Genomic DNA, 12,416 nt, shown 5'->3' with positions numbered 1-12,416 from the left:
TCACTCTAACACAGCACTAGTAGTGCCAACTTAATTTAAATTAATCTAATCAATTATTTAAATGTGATGTACCAATGATTTTCAGTTAAACAACTGACAGAGGGGGCAGAGGTTGCGACAGTTTTGGCAGGGTGGCATGGGGCTGTCATGCGAAGCTTTTCACAGCGCTGCGTGAAGTTACAGCTTGTCGTCTTGGTGAGTGAGTTGGAATGTTTGCGATACTTTGCCGATCTTTTCAAAGTACGATAGCATCGTACTAACACCTTCAATCTGGAGTCCAGCCTCATGGATAGTCAACATATCGATTTGCACCGCTCCATCATCTCCTTGAGTTGTGCGCTGGATTTAGTCGGTATCGACGAAGTGAAGCACGGCAAGCGGGTCGCGATGATGGCTTGGCATATAGCCGGTAAGCTCGATTGGTCAGCTGTCGATAGATTGAGCATTCTGTATGCCGGCATGCTGCACGATTGCGGAGTGGCCAAGGTTCGCGAGCACAGGCATTTGACCGAATCGCTGGAGTGGGACGGTGCCGAGGCGCATTGCTTACGCGGCGCGGAATACCTGCAGGCCTGCCCGCCTCTGGCCTATCTGGCTGAGGAGATCCGCTACCATCACACGCGCTGGGAGCAATTGATTGAATTGCCGCTGGAGCCCCGAGTGCGGCTGCGTGCCAATCTGCTGTTTTTGGCTGATCGCATTGATGTGTTGCAAGCTCCGTATCTGGCCAGCGAGCAAATTTTGGTGGCCGCGCCCAAAATAGTGGAGCGATTGCAAAGTTATTCGGGATCTTTGTTTGCGCCTGACTTGTTGGCTGCGTTTGCGGAGTTGGCGAAAAGTCAGGCGTTCTGGTTGGCAATGGATCCGGATTATCTGGATGAGGATTTACGCGAATTGGGGCGTGACTTACCGACGGTAGACTTGGCTTATCCTTCGCTGCGAGAAATGGCGCGGCTGTTCTCACGAGTGGTGGATGCGAAAAGTCCCTACACCGAGCAGCATTCTGAACGGGTTGCGCAAATCTCCAGGCAATTGGCATTGGATATGGGCGTGACTGGTTGCGATCTGGAGCAGGTAGAAATTGCCGGTTTATTGCACGACATCGGCAAATTGCGGGTTTCTGAGGATATCATTGATAAGCCGGGTAGCCTGACTGCCGAAGAGCGGGCCTGTATGCAGCGGCATAGTTACGATACTTACCGAATTTTGCAACGGGTATTTACCGACTCCAAGATTCCGCAATGGGCTGGCTTGCACCATGAAAATCTGCGTGGCGAGGGCTACCCATTTAAAACCATCGGCAAGTCTTTGGCCTTAGAATGCCGGATTATCAGTGTGGCCGATATTTTTCAGGCCTTGGCGCAGTCCCGCCCATATCGCGCGGGCATGTTATTGGCCGACATTATCGAGCATCTGCAGCAACGCGTGGCTGAAGGGGTCTTGGATAGCGAAGTGGTCGCAAAATTGATCGAGAATGCGGACGTTTATTACGAACTGGCGCAAGGCAATTGCTCGATGGCTTAAACCGGCCGCAAAAGCACCGTTCTCGTCCGCGAAATTGCATAAACAGTTTAAAAGTGCCTTGTAAAAATATTCGCTTGAAGCTGAAAATACAAAAGCCGGAGGCGTCAATTAACGCCTCCGGCTTTTAGCAAGAGCGAACTAAATTGCTGATTATGCTTGACGTTGTCTTCTGGTGTTAAAACCCATCAATCCGAGTAGGCCGGAACCCATCAGCCAGGCTGCGGCAGGAACCGGTACCGAGGTAATCGGGCCACTTCCGCCATTGTTGTCTAGGCAATATTCAACATAGAGCTCGGCCGCTTTGAAAAAGTAATCTTTACTGCCGCTATCCTTTACGCCGAGTACAGCCGTCAGAGAGGCGAAGCCGGTTGTGGACAGGAAGTCGCGAACATCCAAGCTGATATATTTTTTGTAGCCGTCGACTTCGGTCCAGTCGGTAGAAACGTTAGAGCCGTTAATGGATGTGATGCGGGCGTATTCGTTTCTGTCTTTCAATATGCCGTTATAGTGTGAATCGTCGGCCGATGTTGAGTCGTCACGCAACCATATTTTCAGCAGGGCGTTACTGATGAAGGTAGTGTCCAGCTGATAATCGAAGTTAAGGGTGTAGCTATTGTTGGCGGTATCGCTATCGGCTTTGGAAATTAGCGTGCCGTTGTTGCCGCCGGATAAGGTCAAGCTCAGTTTTTCTAAATCGCAAGACGATTGGTTACCGCAGTTACCGTGCTCATGCTCATGTTCAAAATCATTGGATGCTAAGGCGGAGGAGGTTGCCAAGGCCGAAGATAATAGAATGGAAGCGGTAAGTAGTGTTTTCATAGCAAGTACCCAGAAGTAGTCAATGGAAATGTTTCGGTGACGATTGGACGTAGAGGCAGAGCGGGCTGTGTACGGCAAATCAGCTGGTGACCAGTGTATCCGGGTGTGTAACGCTGTTTAATTGTCCGTTCGTGCCATGACAAATTTGTCATGGCTGTTATGGACGGTTTGGACGGAACGAGTGGAGTGGCGTTATAGTTCAAGGGCGGTCTCGATTCCACGCAGGCGAACCTGCTGTAGGGTCGAATTTATTCGACCTTAATCTTCAATGTTGACAAAAGGGCAAATGAATTCGCCCCTACACCTGTGTCCTCTGCTGAGCAGGATGAAAATCTTTCAGCGCTGAATATTTACGTAAAAAGAGCGAATTGCTCGCTGATTTGCTTGAGGATTCTTCGGTGAATAGGGATATGTCGAACTTGCGCCGATAGTTTTTAAGCACAAGCTTTAATCAATTCTGCCGTTTGCCTTGCTGTTTAGAATATTTTCCGAAAACGCCGCCTCGATTTTGAGGCGGTGTTTATCCTGGTTGCTCTTATGTTAGATGCGGCGGCGTTGTCCGCTCAATCCCAACCCCGCCAGTGCAGCAGCAAACAGCCAAGCTGCGGCGGGTAACGGCACGGTATTGATTTTGATTGAGGCATTTGCCGTTAAAAAATTACCGTTGGACAACGTGTCGGTGTCCGGGTCGAACAAGGGGTTGAACGGGCTACGGGTGAATAGATCGTAAGTCAGCACGATCTGCCCATAGATCGTGTCCTGCGTGGCATCGTCGGCAATCTTAAAGCTGCCGACGCCGATTTGGCTGGTGGCGTCGAACGTTTGTCCCCAGGCCGTGCTGGCGCCAAAACCCGGCCCTACAACGAAGAAATTATCAGGCGCGCTGATAAGGTCTGTAAACGTGCCCGATGAGGAGGATGACTGAAATTCCGCACCGGTCACCACCAAGTAGTTTTGGGTATTGGTGAGCAGGAACCCCCAGCCCACGGTATCGCCCGCTTCCCCTTCGATTGAGCCGTTAATGGGGTCTAGTTGTAGGGAAGTGGCCGCGTGAGAAGCCGGCAATGCAAGAAACAAGCTTGCTAACATGATCATTAGTTTTAACATGAGGTATCTCCAGGCTAGGGCTAGCGGAATTGATTGGTTAAAGTTTTCGATCCCGTTACTTCGCCATTGTTGCTGCTAAATGGGATGACTGCTTTAAATCTGGCCGTGTTGGGGCAGCCGCCGAAGTTTATCGTTGCTGTGCCGCTTACCTTAGCTCCCGCCGCTATATTGCCCACGCCCAATGGGAAGCTGGCTGGAATAGTGATGGCCGGTGTGCAGTTACTCCCTGTTAACTGAGTTAAACGCAAGTCGTCGATTTGAGTATTTTCCGCCGGACACCGGCTGTTGTTGGTCAGCGTAATAGTCCAGATGCGGGCGTTTTGTATACCAGATTTATTACTAATAACCGCCGATAGTTCTGGAAGTCCACCCACTTCGCATTCGACTGGATTCTCGATGAATCTGTCGGAAAAGTCGGTTTTGGCATAGTCGTAAGCCACGACATTGTCAACGACGTATTTGTCATAGGAGTTACCGTCAGATTCCGCTTCCGATCCCAACACAAAGCCCGAGGCGGGAATAGTGGCCGGATTCCATTGTGCGGAACTCGCGCTTATCAATTGTCCGTCTCGATAAACTCTTAATGTATCGCTGCCACCATCTATGCCGTTCACGTTCCAGGCGATGGCGGCATGGAAGGCTGCGCCAATTTGTGCGACAAATTGCCGAGGTTCCAATGATGTCATGATATTGGTAGAAGCGATGCCGCCGAAGAAGCCCTGACCGGTTACCCCATCGCCCCAGTAAAGAAAAAAACTATCTTGCTGTCCTGAATATGGGTGGCCGACCAACCCAAAAACGCCGTAATCGTAGGGCTGAGGTTGCGTTACTTTGGGGACGACCCACATTGATATAGTCCCTTTTTGCGCCAAGCTAGTCATAATTTGGCCGGGAAATTCAATCCAGTTCCAAAGGGCTTTGCGAACGTAGCCATTGCCGAATTTGGCCGGCTCGTAAGCGTAGCTGTTGCCCATAATGCTGCCATCGAGTCCTACTTCGCTATTGGTAACCTCGGCGGTACTACCCAATTTGTTCCATAACACCACATTACCCGTTTCAGCTTGGCTGGTGTCAGACATCGACAAGCCGACCAAAGCCAGCAGACCAGCGACGGCGACTATTGTGTTGCGTTTAATTCCGTTCATGAGAACCTCCTTCGAGGAGTAAAGAAATGCAATTTGCCGCAACCCGTTTATGCTGTCGACCAGCCGGAGAGGGCAAGCGAATAGGTAGAATTGTTGTAAAAAATGAGGATGAAGCGAGACGTCATTGCCGGCAACTCGCCGAAAAAAGCCAAGATGAACGCCAAAATTTATGGTACGAAATATAAGGTAATTAAGCAAGGTGACTAGAGATTTAATTAAGCGGCTTGAAGCCTGTCAGGCTTGACGCGTGCAATTCGGTAAAGAAACCGACGCTGCCGCGATTGCTGCATAGCCGGGTATAATCCGCCGCTATTGTTTGCAACCGCTGTCCGCTATGTCTGAAGACTATTATTTCACCCCCGACCAAGCTGTCGAATCCCTAAAAGTACCGCCGCATTCCATTCAGGCCGAGCAATCGGTGCTGGGTGGACTAATGCTGGATAACCAAACCTGGGACTCGGTGGCCGACAAGGTGGTCGAGACCGACTTTTATCGCCGTGACCATAGACTGATTTTTCGTTCCATAGCCCAATTGGCGGAGAAGCAAGATCCGTTCGACGTGGTGACCTTATCCGAGGTGCTGGAAACTACCGGTGAATTGCAGGATGTCGGCGGTCTGGCTTATTTAAGTACGCTGGCCCGGGACACGCCCAGTGCTGCGAATATCGTGGCCTATGCCAATATCGTCCGTGATCGCTCGGTATTGCGGCAATTAATCCATGTTGGTACCGAGATTTCCGATTCGGCATTTACCACCGAAGGCCGGGAAACTGCGGATTTATTGGAAAACGCCGAGCGGCGGGTATTTGAAATCGCCGAGCAGCGCCAGCGCGGGCAGGGCGGATTCAGCTCGATCAAATCCTTGTTGGCCAAAGCCGTGGATAAAATCGAAACCCTCTACGAACTGGACGGCGATATCACCGGGGCCAGCACCGGCTTTACCGATCTGGACGAAAAGACCTCGGGTTTGCAGCCTGCCGATTTGATCATCGTCGCCGGCCGGCCGTCCATGGGTAAGACCACTATTGCGATGAACATGGCTGAAAACGTGGCGCTGAAAAGCGGCATGCCGGTGGCGGTGTTCAGTATGGAAATGCCCGGAGAATCCTTGGCTATGCGGATGATGTCGTCGCTGGGTCGCATCGACCAACACAAGGTCCGCACCGGTAAACTGGATGACGACGATTGGCCGCGTCTGACCTCGGCAATCAATTTGCTGGCCGAGACCAAGCTGTTCATCGACGACACACCCGCGCTGACGCCGACCGAAGTCCGTTCGCGTGCCCGCCGCTTGACTCGGGAACATGGCCAGCTGGGTTTGATCGTGTTGGATTATTTACAACTGATGCAATCGCCTGCCAGCGGCGATAACCGGGTGCAGCAGATTTCCGATATTTCTCGCGGGCTTAAAGCGCTTGCCAAGGAGCTGAATGTACCCGTGATTGCACTTTCTCAGCTTAACCGGAATCTGGAGCAACGGCCCAACAAACGACCGGTGATGTCCGATTTACGCGAATCCGGCGCGATCGAACAGGACGCCGACTTGATCATCTTCGTTTACCGAGACGAGGTCTATCACGAAGACAGCCCGGACAAGGGCATAGCCGAGGTGATCATCGGTAAGCAACGGAATGGACCGTTGGGGACGGTGCGCCTCACCTTTCTTGGTCAATACACCCGCTTCGAGAATTTTGCCGGGGTTTACAACGGCCCCGAGGATTACGAATGACGCCAGCGGCTTTTGTGCGTTTGGATTTGGAGGCTGCCCGTCATAACCTGGCGCAAGTAAAGCGTTACGCGCCGGACAACAAAATCATGGCGGTGATAAAAGCCAATGGCTATGGACATGGCATTACGCGGGTAGCGACCGCTTTGGACTTGGCGGATGGTTTTGCCGTAGCGCGGGTGGACGAGGGCGTCAGGCTACGTCAGGCCGGATTTAAACAGCCCATCACCGTGTTGCAAGGTTTTGTTTGCGTAGACGAATTGCTGCAACTGTTGAAGTTTCAACTGGCGGCGGTAATTCACACGCCGCAGCAAATCTCGATTTTGCAACAGCAAGTCGATGCCGAAAGCAAGCTTGCGGTTTGGTTGAAGATGGATACCGGCATGAACCGCTTGGGTTTTAAAGGTGCCGACTTCAACGCCGCTTATCAGCAATTGCTGGGCTGCGCGCTGGTCGAACAACCAATCAATCTGATTACCCATTTCGCCAACGCCGACGATTTGCTGGACGATAAAACTCGCCGGCAAATCGATTTATTCAACGACGCGGTAAAAGACTATCCCGGCGAATGCAGCATCGCTAATTCTGCCGGGATTATCGGTTGGCCCAACGTCCGTTTCGGTTCCGCTCAGGACAGAGCTAGCGATTGGGTGCGGCCAGGGCTCATGCTATACGGCTGTTCGCCGTTTGCCGGCAAGACCGGCGCGGATTTTGGGTTAAAGCCGGTGATGAGTTTGCATTCACGGTTGATCGCGGTAAAGGATGTGGCGGCCGGAGAAACGGTAGGCTATAGCGGCACCTGGCAATGCCAAACCGCGACCCGCTTGGGGGTGGTTTCCATCGGTTACGGCGACGGCTATCACCGTCACACTAAGAGCGGCGCGCCGGTGCTGGTTAACGGCCAACGGGTGACGCTGATCGGCCGGGTGTCCATGGACATGATTACCGTCGATTTGAACAGCCAGCCTGGTGCGCAACCCGGCGATCCTGTCACTTTATGGGGCGATGGACTGCCGGTCGAGGAAATTGCCCGCCTTGCCGATACCATTCCTTATACCTTGTTGTGCGGCATTACTCAGCGGGTGCAGGTGATTGAGCAAGGTTTGGCCGACGACGTTCAGACTGTCACTTCCACTTCGTAGCCGGCAAATTTGCGGATATTGATCACGCCGGTATCGAACAGCAAATACTGGCCTTTGATGCCTTCCAAAATGCCGGACACCAGCGGTTCCTTATCGAAATTAAACGATTTCACCTTGCTGGGGTATTGCAGGACCGGATAGTCCAGTGTCAGGGACGTGGCATCGTTGAGCAATTGCGGCGGGCTGTCCGGAAATTGCGCGGCGATGCTTTGCAACTGATCCGCGCACTCCTTCAACAAACTATTACGGACGGCGGCCAAATCCAAGGGCACGGTGTTGTTTTTCAACATTTGCTGCCAACTGGTTTTATCGCTGACATGTTGCGCCAAGCTTACCTCGATCAAGCCCGATAGATGGCGTGAGGCAACTTTGAAAATCGGTAAAGCTTGCACCGCGCCCTGGTCGATCCAGCGGGTCGGTGTTTGCGATTGGCGCGTGATACCGACTTTGATGCCGGAAGAGTTGGCCAGATAAACAATATGCGGTTGGAAGCAAAACTGCTCGCCCCAGCTCGGTTCACGGCAAGTGCCGGCGGCGTAGTGGCAGGTTTCCGGCTTCATGATGCACATATCGCACTGCGCCAGTTTGATAAAGCACGGGTAGCAATAGCCTTGATTGAAGCTTTTGTTGGTCTTTTTAGCGCAATGCACGCAAAAGATCTGGCCGCTGTAGCGCAGTGATAGTTTCTTGCCCAACAAGGGGTTCAATGCGATTTCCTGATCGCCGACCGGCAAACGATATTGCACTGGTTCGGCCAATGCGCTGGTCATTTTTTGCAGACTGCCTAACACCTGATTTAATCCCGATAGCCCAATAACGGCGGCTATAATGACAGCGTTTCCAGCTTACTCAAAGAGGATTCGATGTCATTCATGCAAGTCGCTGCCGGCGGCAATATTCCTTTTGAAATAAATGTAGTGGTGGAAATCCCGGCCTTTAGTGATCCGGTCAAATATGAAGTGGACAAACATACCGGGGCCTTGACCGTGGACCGGTTCATGGGCACCGCGATGCAATATCCCTGCAATTACGGTTACATCCCGCAAACCTTGTCCGAGGACGGCGATCCGGTGGATGTGATGATCATCACGCCGGCACCTTTGCTAAGCGGTTGCGTGATCAATTGCCGGCCGTAGGGGTGCTAAAGATGATAGACGAAGCAGGTCCTGATCCTAAACTGCTGGCAGTGCCGGTGCCGCGCTTGACGCCGTTCTACAATCACGTCACCGATTACAAGGATTTGCAACCGGACAAACTGGCCAAGATCACCCATTTTTTCCAACACTACAAAGATCTGGAAGAAGGGAAATGGGTTAGCGTGGAAGGTTGGGGCGGGCTAGACGATGCGCGGCAAGAAATTCTGGCTAGCGTCGGCCGCTATAAAACGTCGCATAGCAGCCGCCGCTGATCCGGTTTTCTGAAGCTAGCCGATTGCTTGGGAGAGTTTCAGTTTTTTCGCGCGGTACATCGCACTATCGGCTCGGTTTAGCAAGTCAATACTGCTTTGGCCGTCGTGGTGGTAAATAGCTGCGCCGATGCTGGCGCTGATAGCAACCGGTTTGCCATTGATGCTGCAAGACTCTGCTAGTTGCGACTGGATTTTTTCTATCACCGCTGCCACGCTGCGGTCGGCATCAATTTCGCCCAGCAGCACCAAAAATTCGTCGCCGCCGTAGCGGCAAGCGGTGTCGCCACAGCGAAGACAAGCCGACAAACGTCCCGCCACTTCTTTCAGTAATCGGTCGCCGGCCGCGTGGCCGAGTTCGTCGTTGATGTTTTTGAATTCGTCCAGATCGATAAACAACAGCGCGACCGGCCGTTGTTGGCGATCCGCTTGGGCCATGGCTTGTTGCAGTCTATCCAGCAACAAAACGCGATTGGGGAGGCCGGTTAACTCGTCGTGATGCGCGCAATGCAGGGCTTGTCTGTAATTCTCGTCACTTTCCAGCAGTTGCTGTTCCAAGGTTTTGCGTGTGTTAGTAAGTGCTTCGATTTGCCGTTGGGCATTGGCGAGCTGTTGTTGGCTAATTGTTAGGGCGCGTTCCAATGCGGCAATCTCGGCACGGGATTGATTCAGTTGGCAACATTCTTTGTCGGTTTCGCATTCCGGTGTTTGGCTAAGCCAGCGTTGGGCTACAACGGATGAGATAAGGCTTGGCTTTTGGGACTGCTGTCTGATTTGGTTAGTCATCACAGCACCTCGAATAGGACAGCGGCTGAATCGATGACGGTCAACGCCGCGATGAATAAGATCGAATTATCAACTTTCATGACAATAACCTGTATGAATTGAGTGGCCGGAAAGCTCGTTAACTGAGGTATGTTGACTTAGTGGAATCAATTCTTATGCCAGGACTGTTTATCTTGACAGTATTGCTAGGTAACTGACTGTTGTTGAAAGCGTTTAGGAGGAATGAAAAGAGGGGAGAGGCGCTGGATAATGCGAGGTCTTGGGGCTAAGTGCAGACGGTATTTCGTCAATATTACGAAATACCGTGTTCCTAAGCTGGGGTAGCGTAGGAGGATTGGCGATAATTTAGGTTTTCTGTTCGATAACCAGATTTTTTTGCAGTTCTTGCGGCGGTACAGGATGTGTCGGTTTTTGATACGCAGCCAGAATTTGCTTCACGTAATTGCGGGTTTCCTGATACGGCGGTATGCCTTGATAGCGCTCCACCGCACCTTCGCCGGCATTATAGGCAGCCAGTACCAAATCGACTTTGCCTTCGAAATGCCTCAATAGCCAATGCAGATAGGCGGTGCCGCCTTTGATGTTTTGAATCGGATTCCAGCTGTCTTTTACCCCGAAGCGTTCGGCGGTTGCCGGTATCAGTTGCATCAGGCCTTGGGCATTTTTGCCGGACAGTGCGCTGGGGTTGAAAGCGGATTCGGCTTGAATCACCGCCATGATCAGTTGCGGGTCGATGCTGTAAATCGGTGCTATCTCCTTTACCCAGGCTTCTACTAGTTGGCGGTTAGGGTTGGGATCGGCAACCAGCGTAACTTCAGGTTCCGGCGCCGGCGGTTGGCAGGCTGGGTCGTCACTGGGCGTTACATCGCCAAAACGGCTTAGCATTTGCTGTGCATGCGTGTCGCCGTGTTCTGCGGCTTGTTTAAACCAGTGGCTGGCCAGCGGAATGCTACGAGTCACGCCGCGGCCGTTGAAGTACATAAAGCCGATGCTGTAAGCCGATTCTGCATCGCCTTGCAGCGCGGCCTTGCAGTACATATCAAATGCTTGCCGGTAATCTTGTTTGACAGTGCGGCCGTGTTCGAAATCGGCAGCAGTCTTGCGGATTTGTTCCAGATTAACCGGCGCTAAGTCCTGGGCATTACCGATTTGGGTGGCAAAGCCCAAGCACAGGGCAATTAGCGATTGGCGTTTCAAGTTCATAAAATTCTCGTTCTGTATTGCTGAGACTAGGCTCTTCTAAACCCGGCCGGAAAAGGATTAAACAGTCAATCCTCCAAGCTTCCAGCTACCGTATACATTGCAAGTGCTTGATCGCCCATATGGTCGAGTTTCCGTGCAATTGCGCTTAATTGCATCCCGCGGGATGTTGGCAAACCTTGAAATAGTTCCGGGGCCGCTGAGGGTGTTAGCTTTACCGGAACTGCTTCAAGGTTGTCCGCACTATACCCTCTGTTTTGCTGAGGCTATATTGCCCATATGGGCAGGTGAGCGTGGCGCGAATATATCACAGGGTTGATTGTACGGCGATTTAAACTGTTGTTTTTGAGGGGATTGTGGCGGCTTCTTAGGCGCGGCGTCTGATTTAGCCCCTAGTTCTCTGACCCAGGTTTTCGCCCTGAGCGACTGTGCTATTCGCCAAAGTAAGTATCCAATTTGCCTGTTGCGGATTTCAAACAGAGGGTCAACCCAAATGTAAACTTAATTTGTATTCAGGATGACTTGCCGCCGATTATTTTATGATCGGCCGGCAAATTTATCTCTGCGAGACATTGCGCTCATTAAGCCAACGCCCATAGACATCAGCAGGAAGCCGCCAGGCAAAGGGATAGCAGCTGGTAGCGGCACTAATGTGACACCGCTGAAATTCACTTGTTGTAGTCCGCCGAAATCAAAAGCAAGGGCAGTGTCAAACGCTTCGTCACCCCAGTTGATCACTCCAAATTCAAGGAAATACGATCCCGAGGCAGTGAACGAGTACGCAGACTTAATCCAGCCGGTCGGACCACAGGTGTTCGCGTTATCCCAGCAAATGCCGCTTGAGCTACCCAGTGGTATCCAGTTTGTGCCGGCCACATTAAAGCCAACGGTGTTGCCGTCATTCAATACGGCGTCGAGTTCATCCGGTAAGGTGTTATCTACCTGACGGTTCAACACATTACCCGGCACTACGTTACCGTTAGCGGAATTGGTGCTGCGCGCCGTAAACAACCAGGCGGCAGTGTTGTTAGTATCCGCATTGACCAAGCGCGCCCAGGCATAGTCGTCGTAGCCGCGGCCATCGGTTGAAATGTAATTGAAGTGCAGAGTTAGCGTGTCATTCGTGCTGGCATTGAAGGCGTTCGATTGAATTTTCGAGCCATTGGTTTGGTTCTCGGTGCCGCGGCCTTCATCCCTTAGTATCAGGGGAGAAACACCATAGACGCCGCCAGAGGTCGACACGTAACCGAACTGGGCATTTCCAGTTGGCGAGTTATTTACAATGCTGTCCCCGTAAATAATTCCGGCCGCGCCGCTGGCAGTCCAGGTGTTGCCGCTGACGGAAATATTGGAAGCTTGTGCCGCAGGTATCACAAGCGCGCCGCTCAAACTCAGGGCGATCAGGGGAATGCGCGTATTTTTCATGGTTCTACCTTTTTAGGTGTGGATGTATAAGTCATCAGGGTTTTGTTGAATAAGCCGCTGCAATCCCAGGTAGCGCTGCTTACCTCGTTCATTCGGCGAAACCTATTCTGTGGTGTATTCCCTGTGACAGCCCAATG

Annotated in this window: 10 protein-coding genes and 1 pseudogene; 4 read left to right on the top strand and 7 right to left on the bottom strand. The window is 52.0% G+C overall.

Annotated features, from left to right (window positions below; translation table 11 throughout):
- The first annotated feature begins 285 nt into the window (after window positions 1–285).
- Window positions 286–1,524: an HD domain-containing phosphohydrolase gene (locus tag A1332_RS02680; RefSeq protein WP_064007024.1), complete on the top strand. Its 1,239-nt coding sequence runs from the start codon at window positions 286–288 to the stop codon at window positions 1,522–1,524.
- 150 nt (window positions 1,525–1,674) lie between these two features.
- Here A1332_RS02680 and A1332_RS25585 read toward each other — a convergent pair whose 3' ends face one another.
- The 3 genes from A1332_RS25585 to A1332_RS02665 all read right to left on the bottom strand — a co-directional run bounded on the left by A1332_RS25585 (window position 1,675) and on the right by A1332_RS02665 (window position 4,595).
- Window positions 1,675–2,343, bottom strand: a complete 669-nt coding sequence (locus A1332_RS25585) for a VPLPA-CTERM sorting domain-containing protein (RefSeq protein ID WP_064007023.1) — start codon at window positions 2,341–2,343, stop codon at window positions 1,675–1,677.
- 540 nt (window positions 2,344–2,883) lie between these two features.
- Complete coding sequence (locus tag A1332_RS02670; RefSeq protein ID WP_064007022.1) at window positions 2,884–3,450, bottom strand: hypothetical protein; 567 nt, start codon at window positions 3,448–3,450, stop codon at window positions 2,884–2,886.
- Between the two features lie 20 nt (window positions 3,451–3,470).
- Entirely contained in the window at window positions 3,471–4,595 is a 1,125-nt protein-coding gene (locus A1332_RS02665; protein WP_064007021.1) for a hypothetical protein, read from the bottom strand.
- Window positions 4,596–4,929: 334 nt separating this feature from the next.
- Here A1332_RS02665 and dnaB point away from each other — a divergent pair, with 334 nt between their 5' ends.
- Window positions 4,930–6,324 carry a replicative DNA helicase gene (gene dnaB, locus A1332_RS02660; RefSeq protein ID WP_064007020.1) on the top strand — a complete coding sequence of 465 codons (1,395 nt, stop codon included), beginning with the start codon at window positions 4,930–4,932 and terminating at the stop codon, window positions 6,322–6,324.
- The gene (alr, locus tag A1332_RS02655) at window positions 6,321–7,463 is read left to right on the top strand and encodes an alanine racemase (RefSeq protein ID WP_064007019.1); all 1,143 of its coding nucleotides are present in this window, start codon (window positions 6,321–6,323) and stop codon (window positions 7,461–7,463) included. The genes dnaB and alr overlap by 4 nt, the downstream gene beginning before the upstream one ends.
- Here the strand turns inward: alr and A1332_RS02650 are convergent.
- Window positions 7,439–8,233, bottom strand: a complete 795-nt coding sequence (locus tag A1332_RS02650; protein WP_064007075.1) for a DUF2797 domain-containing protein — start codon at window positions 8,231–8,233, stop codon at window positions 7,439–7,441. The two genes, alr and A1332_RS02650, sit on opposite strands and share 25 nt — an antisense overlap.
- Before the next feature lie 93 nt (window positions 8,234–8,326).
- Here A1332_RS02650 and ppa point away from each other — a divergent pair.
- Window positions 8,327–8,871, top strand: a pseudogene (gene ppa / locus A1332_RS02645) (inorganic diphosphatase).
- 15 nt (window positions 8,872–8,886) lie between these two features.
- Here ppa and A1332_RS02640 read toward each other — a convergent pair.
- The 3 genes from A1332_RS02640 to A1332_RS02630 all read right to left on the bottom strand — a co-directional run bounded on the left by A1332_RS02640 (window position 8,887) and on the right by A1332_RS02630 (window position 12,279).
- Window positions 8,887–9,654, bottom strand: a complete 768-nt coding sequence (locus tag A1332_RS02640) for a GGDEF domain-containing protein (RefSeq protein WP_064007018.1) — start codon at window positions 9,652–9,654, stop codon at window positions 8,887–8,889.
- Between the two features lie 345 nt (window positions 9,655–9,999).
- Entirely contained in the window at window positions 10,000–10,857 is an 858-nt protein-coding gene (locus tag A1332_RS02635; RefSeq protein WP_064007017.1) for a lytic transglycosylase domain-containing protein, read from the bottom strand.
- A 534-nt stretch (window positions 10,858–11,391) separates the two neighbouring features.
- Complete coding sequence (locus A1332_RS02630) at window positions 11,392–12,279, bottom strand: NF038132 family protein (RefSeq protein WP_064007016.1); 888 nt, start codon at window positions 12,277–12,279, stop codon at window positions 11,392–11,394.
- Window positions 12,280–12,416 lie beyond the last annotated feature (137 nt).

It is taken from the genome of Methylomonas methanica, assembly GCF_001644035.1.
Classification (GTDB): domain Bacteria; phylum Pseudomonadota; class Gammaproteobacteria; order Methylococcales; family Methylomonadaceae; genus Methylomonas; species Methylomonas methanica_A.
This window is presented reverse-complemented; position numbering and strand designations above follow the sequence as displayed.